Here is a 17,025-nt window from a genome sequence, read left to right on the forward strand (position 1 = left end):
CACCCAGGAGCAAAATGAAAAACAGAGTGGCCGGACTCAGCCATCCAAAGAACAGGGTGGTGGCTCGGCACTCAACAGGGACAATCTGCGAGGAAACGCAATGCTATTGAAAGAAACGACACTGACAGCACCCTATACCCATAAAAGAAGAATTCGCTTTGGTGAGACCGATGCCGCAACTATTGTTTACACGGCGAGGTTCTTTGAGTATGCATTGGACGCCATAGACGCATGGTATGTGGATGTACTCACAGTCAGCCTGTACGACCTCAATATCCATCACGAAATAACTTGCCCATTCGTCCATGCAAGCATAGATTTCAAATCTGCCTTGCGGCCTGGAAATGAGCTCACAATCACAGTATTGATTCAATCTCAGGGCAGATCTTCTCTTACTTTTCAGTTGATCGGTACATGCGAAGACAGCACTCTTTCCTTTACCGGAGAGTTCACCCTTGTCTTTGTAGATGTCAAAACCATGCGCTCCATGCCCATACCACAGGCCATATCGACACGCATCGACGAGTACCAATGCAGGTGCGAGGAAAACCTCCCTGCCTCGGAGCCAAGCACGGCTCAAGAGACATAACCAAATTGAAATCAAGGCCATCCAAATTGCCATCTATCAGAGAGCGAAATCAAATGCCTACATCTGCCACCTGGGACCAAGAAATAGTTGCCGGCGTACAGACATTCGTCCAACGGTATATCACCGGAAATGCACAGAATCTTGAAGAAAGCGATCACTATCCTGAAGAGATTGTTTCCCAGCTTAAGAACATGGGCCTCTATGGAGCCGCGATTCCTCACGAATATGGCGGAATTGCTTTATCGGTTCCAACCTATGCCAAGGTCATGGAAGAATTGGCCTACGGCTGGACAACACTCAACTGCTTCATCAACGGTCACAGCTCAGCTTCCTCAATATTGGCTCAACACGGAACTGAGCACCAAAAAAAAACCTACCTGCCCCGCATGGCTACAGGCGAGCTACGTGTCGCAATCGCTCTCACCGAGCCCAACGGAGGCTCTGACCTGCAAGCCATCCGCACGCAGGCAATACGTAACGAGCAAGGTGGCTATACGCTGAAGGGAGCCAAGATCTTCATCACAAACGGTGCCCGTGCCGGAGCAGTGCTGGTTCTCGCCAGAACCGCGGCAGACAAAGGCGGCATCAGTCTTTTCATGGTTGAAAAAGGCCTGCCCGGGTTCTCTGTTGGTCCCGACGCCCGTGCAATGGGACACCGGCATGTCGATGTCACAGAGCTCATGTTTGATGATGTCCGGTTAAGTCCGGACAGCCTGGTCAGTGGAGTCGAGGGTCAAGGCCTCAAACAGATGCTGGACGCATTGGAAACCGGAAGGATTGCCATGGCCGCCACAGCAGTGGGCCTGTCTCGTTCCGCATTGAAGGCTGCACGAGATTACGCTGCGCAGCGCGTGGCATTCGGCACAGAGATCATTCACCATCAGGCCATCCAGATATTGCTGGCCGACATGGCAACTCAAACCGCAGCGGCGCAAGCTCTTGTCCAGGTGGCGGCCAACACAAAAGAAAGCGGCCAACGTTCAGATATGGTTTCAGGCATGGCAAAGCTCTTTGCTGGCGAAACGTGCGCCAAGGTTGCCCTGGATTGTGTACGCATACATGGCGGATCCGGCTTTGTTCGCGACTTCCCTGCTGAACGCTATTACCGTGAAGCCCCCTATTACATTCTCACCGAAGGCACCAACGAAATCCAAAAGATGATTATCGCGAAGCGCATGCTCAAAGGTGATGCCGAAACGCTTGGACTATGACGCATGGAGACTCTCATGACTGAACATCTCGCGGTTGCCGATGCCGAAGCGCTCAATGCATTGACCCTCATTGATCGCCACGCCGAGGAACGTCCTGATCATCCCGCCATCTTGTTTGAAGACCAGCGCGTAACGTACAAACAGCTGGTGGAGCGCGCCACGATCATGGCGCACGCCCTGAAAGCACTGAATATCGGCGCTGGCAGCCGCATCTGCCTCATAGCCCGCAACTCGCCCAACTACTATGTTGCATATCTGGGCGTACTCCGCGCTGGGGGAGCGTTGTTCCCCATCAATGCCGATCTCAGCCACGACGAAATCGCCTACATCGTCAATAAAACAGACCCGGCCCTTGTCCTGTACGACCCGGATTGCCATCAAATCTTATCGGACACGTGGAACAAGAATGGCCTCGACACGCCCCACCACCTGATCGATGATCTGTTGGCAGAAAACGTAGCGGGAGGCCTAAGCCTTGATACACACCGCGGCCCAGGAGACATGGCTGTTGTCATTCATACTTCCGGCACCACCGCGCGGCCTAAAGGTGTGGTCGCCAGCGACGCAATGGAAGTGAACTCTGCCCTGGCCCTGATCCGAGAATGGAATGTACAGCCTTCTGACATTTCTGTTTGTGCCCTTCCGCTGTCCTATACATTCGGGCTATTTACCGCTTCGTTTGTTGCCTTGACCGCCGGTGCCAGCGTACTGCTTTTCAAGAAATTCAACCCTGTACATGTTCTGGCCGGGATTGAAAGACACGGCGCCACTTACATGGTCGGCGTGCCCGCCATGTACGCCATGATGCTTGAGCATGTCGAACAAACAGGCAAGCAGTACCAACTGAAATCCGTTCGCTTCATGGCCTCATCTGGCGCGCCGATCGCCGCGCACATCAAAGAACGTTTCAGCCAACGCATGGGCCTGCCCCTGCTTGAGTATTACGCCCTTTCTGAATGCACGCCCATTTTCTCCTTCAGCCTCAACCAATCGCCACTGCCGCCCTTTGGTTCGTGTGGAAGGCTGATAAAAGGAGCTGAAGTCAAAATCGTTGATGAACACGGCAATTCGGTACCAGACGGTACAGCAGGCCACCTATACGTACGTTCTGAGCGGCTGATGAGCGGGTATTACCTGGATCCAGAACGTAATGCGAGCGCTTTCGAAGATGGTTGGTTCAACACGGGAGACCTGGCGTATCACGACTCAGAAGGCTTTTATTACCTGGTCGGCCGCGACCGCGATCAAGTGATATCCGGCGGCTACAAAATTGCCAGCGCTGAGGTTGAAGAACAAATCCTGAAGCACGGATCCGTCGCGCAGGCCGCTGTCGTCGGAAGCCCAGACGACATCCTGGGGGAGGTAGTCAAAGCCGTTCTAGTCCTAAAAGATGGATACCAATTAACGGAATCGGAAATCGTTGCTCATTGCAAGGAATACCTGGCTGAACACAAGGTGCCCAAACTTGTTGAGTTTCGAGAAGCATTACCCACCAGCCCAGCCGGCAAAGTCCTAAAGCGGCAGCTCATCTGAAGCCAAATAAGCGTTCATGGAGTAGACAATCATGCATGATGAAATTTCATCAGAAACAGGGAAAACGCTCATCAAGAATATTGGATTATTGCTGTCGGGTGACATCGATCACCCAGTTTTGGAGGCCGACACCCTGGTTGTGGAAAACGGAATCATCACGGCGGTGGGCAAAGAAAAAGACTGCGACCCCGAGGGTGTGAAAACCATCATCGACGCACGCAACACAACGGTAGCCCCTGGCCTGATAGACAGCCACGTTCACCCGGTCTTCGGGGACTGGACTCCTCGCCAGAATCAGCTTGGCTGGATTGAATCCACTCTGCACGGCGGCGTGACAACCATGATTTCCGCAGGCGAAGTCCATTTACCGGGGCGCCCAAAGGACATTGTTGGGCTCAAGGCGCTGGCCATTACCGCCCAACGGGCTTTTGACAATTTTCGGCCTGCTGGCGTGAAAGTCCTGGCCGGCGCACCCGTTCTTGAGCAAGGCATGGTGGAATCCGATTTCAAAGACCTGTCGGAGGCCGGCGTGACGCTGCTGGGCGAGGTCGGACTAGGCTCAGTGAAAGCCGCTTACGAAGCCAAAGAGATGGTTGCGTGGGCGCGCAAGCACGGTATTCAAAGCACCATCCATACAGGCGGCCCTTCAATTCCTGGTTCAGGCCTGATTGATAAAGACACAGTCCTGGAAGTGGATGCCGACATCATCGGCCATATTAACGGTGGCCATACATCGCTTCCTGAAGCCCATGTGTGCGAATTATGCGAAGTCTCATCGCGAGCGATTGAAATTGTTCATAACGGCAATGAGAAAGTTGCCCTGGCCGCAGCACGCGCTGCGATCGAATTGAAGTGTCCCCACCGAATCATCCTGGGCACCGACAGCCCGGCCGGGTCAGGCGTGCAGCCCTTGGGGATTCTGCGGGTAATCGCCATGCTGTCTTCCATCGGCGGAATTCCAGCAGAACAAGTCTTCTGTTTTGCAACGGGCAACACGGCACGTATACGCGAATTGAACTGCGGCCTGATCGAAGTCGGTCGCGCCGCAGACCTGGTCTTCATGGATCGTGCGCAGTATTCACCTGCCGGCAACATTCTGGACAGCATTCGTCTTGGAGATATTCCTGGAATTGGAATGGTCATGATTGATGGGGTTGTGCGCTGCCGACGCAGTCGCAACACACCGCCAGCGACACAAATTCCCGAAATCCTGTAAACCCCGCCTATCCATATACCCATTGGATTTTGCAATTTGCTCACGACAGCCATGATCAATATCGAACGGATCCACACCCAAATCGAACATATTTTCCACGAGTTCGGGCCGCCACCCGACACTCCCCTCATACGGGGCGCCATCAGTGTGGTCATGACCAATCCATTTGCAGGGCGTTACGAACCGAATCTCCTGACCATGATGGAACAACTCGATCCCATCGGACTCGGCTTGGCCAAACGCCTTCACCAAGCCATGGATGTACCGCTCGAAAGCATTTCCACCTATGGAAAGGGAGCCATCGTAGGAGCTGCTGGCGAACTGGAACACGGCGCAATCTGGCATGTGCCGGGAGGTTACGCCATGCGCGAACTATTAGGCTGGAAGGGCGACCGCAGTGCTTATCGGCAAGGCAAAGATGACACAAAAACCGGTCAACCAGGTAACGCGCTTGCCATCGTCCCTTCTACAAAAAAGGTCGGCCCCCCTGGAACAGCAATCGATATTCCCCTGACCAACATCAACGCCTCTTATGTTCGTGGGCAATTTGATGCCATTGAAGTCCGCATCCCCGGGGCACCCAAAGCCGATCAACTGGTTTTTATTCTTGCCATGACAACCGGCTATCGCATTCATGAACGCGTTGGCGGGCTTCGTGCTGAAGACATCAGCCAATGGAACGGATTGCGTTAAGCCCAACACGCTAAAAAAGGAAAATACAATGCAGGCAAAAATACGAAAAATCTCGGTTCACGTTGACGAAATCCAACAAGAAATGGGACAAAATATTGAACCACCCACAAGACGCGCCCTCGCAGTCGCCGTAATAGAAAACCCCTACGCAGGACGTTACAGCAAAGATCTGGACGAGCTCGTGGCCATTGGTGAAGAACTGGGCGGCCTCCTCGGACAAAAAGCCGTCCAATACCTGGGCATCGCCCCTGAGGATGTTCAAAGCTACGGAAAAGCGGCTGTTGTTGGAGAGGCAGGCGAGCTGGAACATGCTGCGGCAATCTTGCATCCAAAAATGGGGGCCCCATTCCGCGGTGCGGTCGGTGGCGGCGCCGCCTTAATTCCATCAGCAAAAAAAATGGGGACGCTGGGAACCCCCATTGACGTTCCACTAGGTCACAAGGATGCGGCCTTTGTGCGCAGCCATTTCGATGCAATGGAGGCCCGCATACCCGATGCGCCACGCGCCGGTGAAATCATGGTTGCTGTGTGTGTTACAGACAGTGGCCGCCCATTGCCCCGCGTCGGTGGCTTGCAAGTGGAAGACATTGTTGGAAAAGACGGCTTGCGTTAATTCGCCAGCTTCAAGCGACGATGGATCCTGGCTTCACAATGTTGAAGCCATGCCAGCGCACATTCAGATGTAGGGAACTGGTGGGCGGTACTGGGTTCGAACCAGTGACCCCTGCCGTGTGAAGGCAGTGCTCTACCACTGAGCTAACCGCCCCGTTTGCCCGGCGAAAGCCGGCTGCGGGATGAAGGTCGATATTCTAGCACAAGCTGGCCGGGTCCGCCGCCCCGTTCTGTATTCCCAGGCGCACGCCGGACCGATCGGCGACGTTGTTCAAATGGTGGCGCATCGCCAGGCCGGCCTTTTCGGGCGAGCCCGTGGCCAGCGCTTCGATGATCAGCATGTGCTCGTGTATGGGTTCGTTCACACGGGCTGGGTTGGCGAAGGCCACTTGCCGGCTGCCTTCGACGACGTCTTCGATGCCGGCCAGGATGTCCAGCAGCAGCGGGCTGCCGGCCAGTTCGAACATACAGGCATGGAAGGCGTGATCGCCCTCGGCCATGGAAACCAGGTCGCCGACATCGGCGGCCGCCTGCATGAGCCTGACAGTATCCCGCAAGCGTTCCAGGCCGGATTCGGTGACGACGCTGGCGGCGAGCATGGCGGCCAGCTCTTCCAGCTGGGCCCGCACCAGGTAGACGTCGCGCAGGGGGTAGCGGCCCTGGAAGGGCCAGCGGCCGTAGGCGCTGCCCAGGCCGGCCTCGCCGGGTTCGGCGATGAACACGCCGCGCCCGGCTTCGCTGCGCAGCAGGCCCAGGCCTTCCAGCATGGTGATCGCCTCGCGCAGGGATGCGCGGCTCACGCCCATTTCTTCGGCCAGCTGGCGCTGCCCGGGGAGCTTGCCCGTGGCGGCCCAATCCTTGCGCTGGATGCGGGCCTGTAGTTGCTGGGCGATGTTCTTGACGACGGTGACGGGAAATTTCGACATGGGGAAAGCGCCAATATTGACAGCGTAAGCAAGTCTGTGCATTATGGCACCAACTGGTCATACCAGTCAGGCCAGCACATACCGGATATCCAATAATATCTACCAAGGAGGGGCAGTCTGTGTTGCCAGATATTATCAGGCGCTTCGCCCAGGTCGCCGAACACCAGGCGGCCCTGCTTGCTTATCCGTTTCCGGATCGCCGCCAGGCCTGGCTGGACCGGCTGCAGCTGAACCTGGCCGAACTGCAATTCCTGGATGCCCTGTCCGAAGCCGGAGGCGCGCAATACCAGCCTCCGCAGGCCGGCGTGCGCGCCAAGGGCATTGCTCCGCAAGACGACACGGAAGGCATCGCGGCCATCGCCGCGGCGGCCAGGCGCGATCCCGCCGGTGTGCAAAAACCCGCGCTGCAGGCCCTGCAAGCGGCCCGCGCCCATTCCGGGCTGCATGCTTTCATCGACCTGGCCACTGAACCCCAGGTCGCCGAACAGGCCCAGGCCGCGCTGCATGGCTTCCACGAAGGCCGGCCCGCGCCCTTGTTCGCCGTTCCCATCGCGGTGAAGGATCTCATGTCGGTGCAGGGGTTCCGCCTTACCGGCGGTTCGGGCGGGGAAGCCGGGGTCGAGTCGGCCGACGCGCTCGCCATCGGGCGGCTGCGGTCGGCCGGCGCCATCATCATGGGCACGACCAACCTCCATGAACTCGCCTATGGCATCACCAGCAACAATCCGCACTTTTCCCCCGTGGTGAATCCACGCAGCGCCGCGCACATTCCGGGCGGTTCCAGCGGCGGTTCGGCGGCGGCGGTCGCCGCGGGCATCGTACGGGCGTCCGTCGGTACGGACACCGCCGGCTCCATCCGCATTCCCGCCGCATGCTGCGGCGTCGTGGGCTTCAAGCCCACTTACGACGCCATTCCCCGCCAGGGCGCAATGGACCTGGGCCCCACGCTGGATCACCTGGGCCCCATCACGCAATCGGTGGACGACGCCGCCCTGCTGTTCTCGGTCATGGCCGGCATGCCGGCCCAGGTGCCCGAGCGCCTTGCCGACCTGCAAGGCGTGCGCGTGGGCATACCGCGCCGCTATTTCTTCGACCCCTTGGCGCCCGACGTGGCCCGGGCCCTGGATGCGGCCATCGCCCGGCTGCGGGCCGACGGCGCCGACATCACTGACGTCGACCTACCCGGCGTGCAGAACGCGTCCGCCCTGCAGTTCGCCACGCTGTGCAGCGAAGCCACGGCCATACACTGGTCGCGCCTGCTGACGCGGCCCCACACCCTGGGCGAAGACGTCCGGGTGCGGCTGGAAATCGGCCAGCTGTTTCCGGCGGTCTGGTATACGCGGGCCCAGGGCGCGCGCAAGGCGCTGGCGCAAAGCTTCCAGGCGGCCATGCAGGGGGCCGACGTCCTGCTCATCCCCACTCTGCGCACGACCGCGCCGCCCAACGGCGCCCAGTTCCTGCGCGTGGGCGCAACGGAAATGCCTTTGCACGCGGCGGTCACCAGCCTGACCCTGCCCTTCAATCTCACGGGTATGCCGGCCATCAGCCTGCCTTGCGGCGCCGGAGACAACGGCCTGCCCGTGGGGCTGCAGCTGGCGGCCCCGCACAACCAGGATTGGCGGCTGCTGGCGGTGGCCCGGCGCACTGAAACACTGCTGAAAGATTCAAACCCATAGCAATAACTAGCGGTACCTTTCGACAACAGGAGGAGTTCTCATGAGACAGCTTCGTTTTTCGATGGCGGCGGCCGGCGCGGCACTGGCCGGCATGCTCGCGACGGCGCAGGCGGCCGACCCCATAGTCATCGGCGTCAGCATCGCGCAATCGCCCCCAGGCTCGGTGGTGCAGGGCACGCAGGTAAAGGATGGCGCGGAACTGATCGTGAAAATGATCAACGACAAAGGCGGCGTGCTGGGCCGGCCCCTGAAGATCGTGTACGAAGACAACCAGGGCATCCCTGAAAAAGGGCGCGCGGCGGCTGAAAAGCTGATTTCCCGCGACAAGGTCGTCGCCATCACCGGGGGCCATCAAAGCTCGGTGTGCCTGGCGGAAATCGAAGTCGCCCACCGCTACAAGGTGCCGTACGTCAACACCAATTGCTGGTCGGACGACGTGCGCATCAAAGGCTACCCGGAAGTCTTCAACCCGGGCAACTACAACACCCGCGTGTCTTCCGCCATGGCCGAGACCATCGCCGCCATGAAGGTGAAAGACGTCGTCGTGTTCGCCGAGAACACCGACTACGGCATCGGCCAGGCCAAGATCCTGGGCGAATTCATGAAGAAAGTCGCGCCCGAGACCAAATACAAATACATCGCGCTGGACAGGGCCGGCAAGGACTTCACGCCGGCCGTGCTGCCGCTGCGCGCCAGCCCGCCCGCAATGGTGGTCAACATCATGCTGCCGCCCGCGGCCTACATCCTGATGAACCAGCTGTATGAACAAGGCATCGCGCCCAGCGCCAAGACCTGGTTCTACGACGGCGCCGGCATTGCCGACTACCCCGACTTCTGGCAGAACGTGAAGGAAGCGGGCAAGTACATGCTGGCCTTCGGCCTGTACCATCCCAAGATGCCCATGCCGGAAATCGGCCATGCCGTCGCCAAGGCCTACCAGGAGCAGTCCAAGCATGAACCGAACCGGCTCATCTTCCAGGGCGCCGACTCCGTGCTGCAGATCGTGCGCGCCATCGAGCAGGCGCAATCCACCGACAGCCAGGCCATCATCAAGGCGCTGCGCGAAATGGAATACGAAGGGGTGCGCGGCAAGTTCCGCTTCTCGCAAGAGCCCGGATACAGCTATCAGCAGTGGGTCGACATCCCCTATGTCACCTATCAGCTGACGGACGTGAACCAGCCCCTGAGCAAGACCACGCTCATCCAGGCGACGGGCCAGGGCCTGCAAACCAATTTGCTCGTCAAGCCCGCGAACTGACGCCGTCCATTCTCGTCCTGATTGTTGTCCATGCCGGGGCGGCCGCCCGCCCCGGCTTTCCGGAGACACCCCGTGCTGGCGCTCGATCTCTTCGTCAACGGCCTGATCATCGGCTTGTACTACGCCTTGATGGCGGTAGGCCTGGCCATGATTTTCGGCATTCTCAAAGTCGTGAACTTCGCCCACGGCGAATTCTACATGGTGGGTGCCTACACCTACACCCTGATCGCCCTGGGGCTGGGCGTATCGCCATGGCTGGCGCTGCCCATGGCCGCGCTGGCCGGCGCCGCCATCGGCTGGCTGACCGAAAGATGGCTGATGCGGCCGCTGTACAGCGGCTACGGCTCCTGGGGCCTGATGAAAGACGAATACGCCGTGGTCGTCACCTTCGGCCTGTCGCTGCTGCTGATCAACCTCTTCGACAAGGTCATCGGCCCCTATCCCATGCGCGGTCCCTCGCTGTCCGACGTCACGCGCATGAATCTCGGGCCCTTCATGATGAGCGGCCAGAAGCTGATCACGGCGGCCATGGCCATCGCGCTGATCGTCGCCCTGGCGCTGTTCATCAAGCGCTCGATCTGGGGCCGGCAGATCCAGGCCGTGGCGCAGAACCGGCTGGGCGCCTCCATCGCCGGCATCAATACGGCAAGGGCCAGCAGCATCGTGTTCATGGCTTCGGGCGTGCTGGCGGCCGTCGCCGGGGCGCTGCTGGCGCCGGTCATCAACCCGGCACCCGACGTCGGGGTGTTTCCCGCCGTCAAGTCCTACGTCATCGTCGTCATCGGCGGCATGGGGTCCATACCCGGAAGCATACTGGCGGCGCTGCTGCTGGGCGTGATGGAAAGCTTCGCCGCGGTGTATCTGTCCTACGACTACCGCGACACCTACGGACTGGTGCTGCTCATCCTGATACTGCTGTTCCGCCCGCAGGGCTTGTTCGGCGAACGCGCGCGCGAGGTCTAGACCCCGTGCCGCCCTTTCTTCAACGTTAACGGGTCTCAAGCCATGCCGACTCCAAGACATCCCAATCTGCATTCCAGCAAACTGCGCAACGAGCTGTGGCTCAGCATGCTCGTGCTGGCGGTGCTGGCCGCGCTGCCGCTCGTGGTGCATTCGAACTACTGGCTGGGCGTGCTCATCGTCAGCATGTACTTCGCGATGATGTCCTGCGGCTGGAATCTTCTGGCCGGGTACACCGGCCAGTTCTCGCTGGCGCCGGCCGCCTTCGCCATGCTGGGCGGGTACGCCACGGGGCTGTTCTCGCACCACCTGAACGCGCCGCTGTGGGTGGGGCTGCCCATGGCCATCGTGATCCCCGGGCTGATCGGCCTGGTGCTGGGGCGCATCGTGCTGCGCCTGTCCGGCGCCTACCTTGCCCTGACCACCTTGTCGTTCGCCGAGATCCTGCGCCTGGTCATCTACAACTCCATAGACTTCACGCGCGGCGACCAGGGGCTGAACGTTCCCAGCCTGACCGACAGCCGCCTGGCCTATTACTATATTTTCCTTGCCGCGCTGGTGCTGGCGGTGGCCATCGTCTACTACGTGCTGCGGCGGCCGGCGGGCCGCTTCCTGCAAGCCATACGCGACGACGAAATCGGCGCGGCGAGCCGCGGCATAGACGTCGTGCGCTACAAGACACTGGCCTTCCTGATCAGCTGCGCCATCTGCGGCTTCGCCGGCGGGCTGTACGGCACCTTCGCCCGGCTGGTCAGCCCCGAGCTCGGGCTCATCGCCCAGACCGGCCTGGTCATCGCCATGGTGGTCATCGGCGGCATGGGCACGCTGGTCGGGCCGCTCATCGGCGCCATGCTCGTCTACACCGCGTCCGAGATCCTGCGCGATGTGGGCGGCATACAAATGATCGTCTTCTCCCTCCTCGTCATTGTCTTTGCGCGCTTTTTCCGGGAAGGCCTGTGGGGCCTGCTGCGCCGCTTCCTGGGCCGCCACGCCGCAACCGAAAGGAAAACAGTCTGATGGCACTGCTGCAGATCCAAGGCATAGAAAAACGCTTCGGCGGGCTGCGCGCCGTCGACGGCGCCAGCATGGACGTCCACCAGGGCGAGCTGCTCGGGCTGATCGGCCCCAACGGTTCCGGCAAGACCACGCTGCTGAACGTCCTGTCGGGCCATCTCCCGGCCGATGCCGGCTCCGTCTCGCTGGACGGCAAGAACGTGCTGGGGCTCAACCCCACCCAGCTGACCCGGCTGGGCGTGCTGCGCATGTTCCAGATGACGCGGGTGTTCAACCGCATGACCGCCTTCGACAACCTGGTGGTGTGCGGCCTCGCCCTGGGCCTGCATGAGGCCCAGGCCTACGAGCGCGCCGAACAGCTGCTCGACGAACTCAAGCTCAGCCACGTCATGTACCTGGACGCGGGCCAGCTGTCGGGCGGGCAGCGCAAGCTGCTGGAATTCGGCGCCTGCTTCATGGTCCCGCCGCGCGTCGCGCTGCTCGACGAGCCCTTCGCGGCCGTCCACCCCATCATGAAGGAAACCATGTCGGAATTCATCCGCCGGCGCAACGCGGCCGGCCAGACCTTCGTGCTGGTCAGCCACGACATGCCGGTGGTCGTCGACCTGTGCCCGCGGTCCGTCTGCATGAATGCCGGCAAGGTGCTGGCCGAAGGCAATACGCAAGACGTCCTGCAATCGCCGGCCGTCATCGAAGCCTACCTGGGCGAAGAATCCGAGGAGCGGGACCATGTCTGACGCACTGCTTGAACTGGACGGCGTCACGTCGGGCTACATGGGCGACATCGACGTGCTGCGCAATGTGTCGCTCTCCATCCGCCAGGGGCACATCAGCGGCCTCATCGGCCTGAACGGCGCCGGCAAATCCACGCTGTTCAAGACCATATACGGTTTCCTGAAACCCAAGTCGGGCGCCATACGCCTGCACGGGCAGGACATCTCCGGCCGCGAGCCCCATACCCTGATCGACGACGGCCTGTGGTACATACCGCAGGAGTCCAGCCTTTTCCCCTATCTCACGGTGGAAGAGAACCTGCTTCTGCCGCTGCAGGGCCGCCGCGCGCGCTATGGCGACGTCATGGCGGCCCGCCTGGAAGACACCCTGCAGAAGTTCCCCGTCCTGCGCGAGAAGCTGCGGGCGCAGGCGGGCGATTTGTCGGGCGGCCAGCAGAAATCGCTCGAATTCGCCAAGGCCTACATGGTCCAGCCCCGGGTCTGCCTGATCGACGAGCCCAGCATCGGGCTGGCGCCCAAGGTGGCCATGGAAGTATTCCAGTGGATCAAGGCGTTCGCCGCCTCCGGCATGGGCATCCTGCTGGTCGACCACAACGTGCGGCGGGTCGTGTCGATGTCCGACCACATCTATGTGCTGAGCCTGGGGGAAATCACCGCATCGGGCGCGCCCGAGGACTTCCAGGGCGATCTCCACGCCCAGGTCAAGGAATGGCTGGGCATCACCTTCTAGGATGCCTGCACCGCTAGGACGCCTGCAGGGCTCGCCATACGCAGGGCCCGCCCGCCGCCTTGTCCAGGTCGGCCAGGTAGGCCTCGTGCGCCTGCAGTTCGTCCGCGCCGGCCGGCACCACCCGCAGGACCGAGGCGTCGAACCGTTCCACGCGCATTCCCGGCCCGCCGCCGGCGGTTTCCTCGGCGAAATCCATCAGCAGGGCGTCCTGGCCGCGCGTCATCGCCAGCCAGACATCGGCCAGCAGTTCGGAGTCGAGCAATGCGCCGTGCAGCGTGCGATGGGCGTTGGAAATGCCGTAGCGCTCGCATAGCGCATCCAGGCTGTTGCGCTTGCCGGGATGCAGCTCGCGCGCATGCAGCAGGGAATCGGTGATCTTGGCGCACAGGGTCTCGAAGGCGGGCAGGCCGGCGCGAGACAGCTCGGCATTCAGGAACTTGACGTCGAACGCGGCATTGTGAATGATGACTTCGGCGTCCTTCACGTACTCGACCAGCTGGTGCGCCACGTCTTCGAAACGGGGGTGGGCCGACAGGAATTCCGTCGTCAGGCCGTGCACCGCCAGGGCCTCGGGGTCGCTGTCGCGGTCGGGGTTCAAATACAAATGGAGATGGCGCCCGGTGAGACTGCGGTTGTCCATTTCCACGCAGGCCAGTTCGACGACACGATGGCCCTGGGCCGGATCCAGGCCCGTGGTTTCCGTATCAAGCACTATTTGACGCATTTCATTCCTGTTTCATTCATTGCCCGCCGACCGCCCCGGCGAATCGCCGGCGTCAGGCCTCGCGGGTTTCCAGCGATGGCGCCGCCTCGCTCGCCAAGGCCTGCGATGCCTTGGGCTTCACCGTGCCGGCGATCAGGGTGTAGGCCACCGGCACGACGAACAGCGTGAGCACCGTGCCCAGGCTCAGGCCGCCGACCAGCACCCAGCCGATCTGCTGGCGCGATTCCGCGCCGGCGCCGGTGGCATAGGCCAAGGGCAGCACGCCCAGCACCATGGCGCCGGTGGTCATCAGTATAGGACGCAAGCGTAACACGCTGGCCTCGGTGACGGCCTCGAGCTTGCCCATGCCTTCCGCGCGCAGCTGCGTGGCGAACTCGACGATCAGGATGCCATGCTTGGTGATCAGGCCTACCAGGGTGATCAAGCCGATCTGGCTGTAGATGGACAGCGTGCCGCCCGTCAGCCACAAGGCCAGCAGCGCCCCCGTCATGGACAGCGGCACCGAGAACATGATGATGAGCGGATTGCGCCAGCTTTCGAATTGCGCGGCCAGCACCAGGTAGATGAAGGCCAGCGCCATCATGAACACCAGGTAGATGCCGCCGGAAGAATCGCGGAACTCGCGCGACTGCCCGTCCAGGTCCAACTGCACGGTGGGCGGGAAGACATCGCGCGCCACGGCGTTCATGTGATCGAGCACTTCCCCCAGCGCATAGCCGGGGGCGACCGAAGCCTGGACCTTGACCGCCCGTAGCCGGTTGAAGTGGTTGAGCGACTGGGGCGACACCGTTTCGACCACGCTCAGGAAGTTGGACATCTGCACCATGCTGCCGTCGGCCGTGCGGACGTAGATGTCGGAGATGTCGGTGGGGTCGGCGCGGTCGGCCTTCTTGACCTGCACGATGACGTCGTACTGTTCGCCGCTGTCGCGGAAGCGCGTGACCTGGCGCCCGCCCAGCATGGATTCCAGCGTGCGCCCGACGGCGCCGACGTCCACGCCCACGTCGGCCAGCTTGTCGCGCTGCACGTCGACCCGCAGCTCGGGGGTATTGAGCCGCAAGTCGGTGTCGATGTTCTGCAAGCCGGGGTAGTCGCGCAGCTTGGCGATGAACTCGCCCACCATCTTGTCCATTTCGGCATACGAGACCTGGCTCATGACGACGAATTCGACCGGCTTGGACGTGGCTCGCTGCCCCAGGGACGGCGGGTTGGTGGGAAAGGCGCGCACGCCGGGCAGCTTCGCGAACTGAGGCTGGAGCTCGCGGGCGATTTCCTGCTGCGAGCGCTCGCGCTCGTTCCAGTGCTTCAGGCGCAGGATGGCCATGGAATCGACGACGGTCGGAAAGCCGATGACGGCCTGGTTGCCGGACGCTTCGGGCACCGCGCTGTAGAGGTCTTCGATTTTCCTGATGCTGTTCAGCGAGTAATCGATGGTGGAGCCTTCCGGCCCGCTGACCACGCCGAACACCACGCCGCGGTCTTCGATGGGGGCGAGTTCGCTCTTGACGACCTTGAACAGCACCGCGCTGCCCAGCGCCACCACCAGCCCCAGCAGGAGGACGATGGCCCGGTGCCGCAGCGCGCTGGCCAGCCCGCGGCGATAGGCGTTGGTCAGCCCTTCCAGCAGGTTTTCCACGAAGGTGTACACCGCCCCGTGGCCGGACTGGTGCCGCAGCAGCGTGGAACACATCATGGGCGTGAGGGTCAGCGCCACGAAGCCCGAGACCAGCACGGCGCCTGCGAGCGTGAGCGCGAACTCGATGAAAAGCCGGCCCGTGCGGCCCGTCGCGAAGGCCAGCGGCGCGTACACCGTGACCAGCGTCAGCGTCATGGCGATCACCGCGAAGCCGATTTCCTTGGCGCCCAGGAAGGCGGCTTCGAGCCGGGTCTTGCCTTCTTCGATATGGCGGAAAATGTTCTCGAGCACGACGATGGCGTCGTCCACCACCAGGCCGATGGCCAGCACCATGGCGAGCAGGGTCAGGGTGTTGATGGAAAAGCCGAAGGCATACATGATGCCGAAGGCGCCGATCAATGACACCGGTATCGTGACGATGGGAATGATGCTGGCCCGCACGCTGCGCAGGAAGAAGAAGATGACCAGCACCACCAGCACGATGGCCTCGGCGACCGTATGGTAGACCGAGTTGATGGACTCCTGGATGAAGATCGACGAATCGTAGGAGATGTTGAGCTTCATGCCGCCGGGCAGGTTCTCGTTGATGAGCTCCATCTCGTTGCGCACCGCCCTGGACAGGTCCAGGGGGTTGGCCGTCGATTGCTTGGTCACGCCTATGGTCAGGCTGGGCTGGCCATTAAAGCGCGCCATGACGCGGTCGTCCAGCGGGGCGATCTGGACGTCGGCCACGTCGCTCATTCGGACCGGGTAGCCCTTCACCGTGGCGACCACCACGTTGCGGAATTGCTCCACCGTCTGCAGGTCGGTGGAGGCCACCACCGAGAACTCCCGCTGCCGGGATTCTATGCGCCCCGCCGGGATCAGCACGTTCTGCTGGCGCAGCGCCGACTCGACGTCCTGCACGGTCAGCCCGTAGGCCGCCAGCTTGGCGCGGTCGATATAGATGCGCATGGAAGGCAATTGTTCGCCGAACACGCGGATTTCCGCCGCGCCGGGCAAAACCGACAGGCGGGTCTTGATGTAGCGGTTGATGTAGTCCGAGGCCTCCATCTGCGAGTAATTGCCCGTGGTGACGCCGATATAGACGATGGGCGTGGAGTCGGCCTCGACCTTGCTGATGATGGGCTCGTCGATTTCATCCGGCAGGAAGCGGCGCGCGCGCGAGACCTTGTCCCGCACGTCGGCCGCGGCGGCGTCGGGATCGCGCGCGAGATCGAATTTCACGTTGATCAGGCTGCGCTCGGACCGGCTGCGGGAAGTCATGACGTCCACGCCCTCCATGCCGGCCAGCTGGTCCTCCAGCGGCTTGGTCACCTGGGACTCGACCACTTCCGGCGAGGCCCCTTTGTAAACGGTGACCACCGACACCACGGGCTCGTCGATGGCGGGATATTCGCGGACCGTGAGGCGGTCGTAGGAAATCAGGCCGATCAGCACGATGATCAGGGACAGCACCGTGGCGAACACCGGTCGCTTGATGCAGATTTCGGACAAAACCATGGAGGTCTCC

At 61.4% G+C, this 17,025-nt stretch carries 15 protein-coding genes and 1 tRNA gene; 12 read left to right on the forward strand and 4 right to left on the reverse strand.

Annotation, left to right across the window (positions count from 1 at the left end):
• Positions 1-100 precede the first annotated feature (100 nt).
• Genes H0A72_RS15775 through H0A72_RS15800 form a run of 6 tightly spaced genes read left to right on the forward strand, consistent with a single transcriptional unit; the run spans position 101 to position 5,855 of the window.
• Entirely contained in the window at positions 101-589 is a 489-nt protein-coding gene (locus tag H0A72_RS15775; RefSeq protein WP_180157047.1) for an acyl-CoA thioesterase, read from the forward strand.
• A gap of 53 nt (positions 590-642) precedes the next feature.
• Positions 643-1,800, forward strand: a complete 1,158-nt coding sequence (locus tag H0A72_RS15780; RefSeq protein ID WP_180157049.1) for an acyl-CoA dehydrogenase family protein — start codon at positions 643-645, stop codon at positions 1,798-1,800.
• A 15-nt stretch (positions 1,801-1,815) separates the two neighbouring features.
• Positions 1,816-3,333, forward strand: a complete 1,518-nt coding sequence (locus tag H0A72_RS15785) for a class I adenylate-forming enzyme family protein (RefSeq protein ID WP_180157051.1) — start codon at positions 1,816-1,818, stop codon at positions 3,331-3,333.
• A gap of 31 nt (positions 3,334-3,364) precedes the next feature.
• The gene (locus H0A72_RS15790; RefSeq protein ID WP_180157053.1) at positions 3,365-4,549 is read left to right on the forward strand and encodes an amidohydrolase family protein; all 1,185 of its coding nucleotides are present in this window, start codon (positions 3,365-3,367) and stop codon (positions 4,547-4,549) included.
• 51 nt (positions 4,550-4,600) lie between these two features.
• Positions 4,601-5,242: an amino acid synthesis family protein gene (locus H0A72_RS15795; RefSeq protein ID WP_180157055.1), complete on the forward strand. Its 642-nt coding sequence runs from the start codon at positions 4,601-4,603 to the stop codon at positions 5,240-5,242.
• A 28-nt stretch (positions 5,243-5,270) separates the two neighbouring features.
• Entirely contained in the window at positions 5,271-5,855 is a 585-nt protein-coding gene (locus H0A72_RS15800) for an amino acid synthesis family protein (RefSeq protein ID WP_180157233.1), read from the forward strand.
• A gap of 78 nt (positions 5,856-5,933) precedes the next feature.
• On the opposite strand, the gene H0A72_RS15805 is transcribed toward H0A72_RS15800, so the two are convergent.
• Both H0A72_RS15805 and H0A72_RS15810 read right to left on the reverse strand, forming a co-directional pair.
• Positions 5,934-6,008: transfer RNA gene (locus H0A72_RS15805), tRNA-Val, on the reverse strand.
• Between the two features lie 43 nt (positions 6,009-6,051).
• Positions 6,052-6,780 (reverse strand): FadR/GntR family transcriptional regulator, encoded by a 729-nt coding sequence (locus H0A72_RS15810; RefSeq protein ID WP_180157057.1) that lies wholly within the window; start codon positions 6,778-6,780, stop codon positions 6,052-6,054.
• Positions 6,781-6,899: 119 nt separating this feature from the next.
• Here H0A72_RS15810 and H0A72_RS15815 point away from each other — a divergent pair, with 119 nt between their 5' ends.
• The 6 genes from H0A72_RS15815 to H0A72_RS15840 all read left to right on the forward strand — a co-directional run bounded on the left by H0A72_RS15815 (position 6,900) and on the right by H0A72_RS15840 (position 13,152).
• Positions 6,900-8,456 carry an amidase gene (locus tag H0A72_RS15815; protein ID WP_343060194.1) on the forward strand — a complete coding sequence of 519 codons (1,557 nt, stop codon included), beginning with the start codon at positions 6,900-6,902 and terminating at the stop codon, positions 8,454-8,456.
• Between the two features lie 40 nt (positions 8,457-8,496).
• Positions 8,497-9,714, forward strand: a complete 1,218-nt coding sequence (locus tag H0A72_RS15820) for an ABC transporter substrate-binding protein (RefSeq protein ID WP_180157059.1) — start codon at positions 8,497-8,499, stop codon at positions 9,712-9,714.
• 72 nt (positions 9,715-9,786) lie between these two features.
• Positions 9,787-10,677, forward strand: a complete 891-nt coding sequence (locus tag H0A72_RS15825) for an ABC transporter permease subunit (protein WP_180157060.1) — start codon at positions 9,787-9,789, stop codon at positions 10,675-10,677.
• Positions 10,678-10,719: 42 nt separating this feature from the next.
• A complete protein-coding gene (locus H0A72_RS15830) occupies positions 10,720-11,691 on the forward strand; it encodes a branched-chain amino acid ABC transporter permease (protein ID WP_180157062.1) in 972 nt (323 codons plus the stop codon).
• Positions 11,691-12,425: an ABC transporter ATP-binding protein gene (locus H0A72_RS15835; protein ID WP_180157064.1), complete on the forward strand. Its 735-nt coding sequence runs from the start codon at positions 11,691-11,693 to the stop codon at positions 12,423-12,425. Before H0A72_RS15830 ends, H0A72_RS15835 begins: the two co-directional genes overlap by 1 nt.
• The gene (locus tag H0A72_RS15840; RefSeq protein WP_180157066.1) at positions 12,418-13,152 is read left to right on the forward strand and encodes an ABC transporter ATP-binding protein; all 735 of its coding nucleotides are present in this window, start codon (positions 12,418-12,420) and stop codon (positions 13,150-13,152) included. Before H0A72_RS15835 ends, H0A72_RS15840 begins: the two co-directional genes overlap by 8 nt.
• Before the next feature lie 13 nt (positions 13,153-13,165).
• On the opposite strand, the gene dnaQ is transcribed toward H0A72_RS15840, so the two are convergent.
• Together dnaQ and H0A72_RS15850 are read right to left on the reverse strand one after the other, a co-directional pair.
• On the reverse strand, positions 13,166-13,876 hold the full coding sequence (dnaQ, locus tag H0A72_RS15845) for a DNA polymerase III subunit epsilon (protein ID WP_180157068.1): 711 nt from the start codon (positions 13,874-13,876) through the stop codon (positions 13,166-13,168).
• A gap of 52 nt (positions 13,877-13,928) precedes the next feature.
• Complete coding sequence (locus H0A72_RS15850) at positions 13,929-17,015, reverse strand: efflux RND transporter permease subunit (protein ID WP_180157070.1); 3,087 nt, start codon at positions 17,013-17,015, stop codon at positions 13,929-13,931.
• Positions 17,016-17,025 lie beyond the last annotated feature (10 nt).

This window comes from Parapusillimonas granuli (assembly GCF_013416525.1).
Lineage (GTDB): Bacteria > Pseudomonadota > Gammaproteobacteria > Burkholderiales > Burkholderiaceae_B > Parapusillimonas > Parapusillimonas granuli.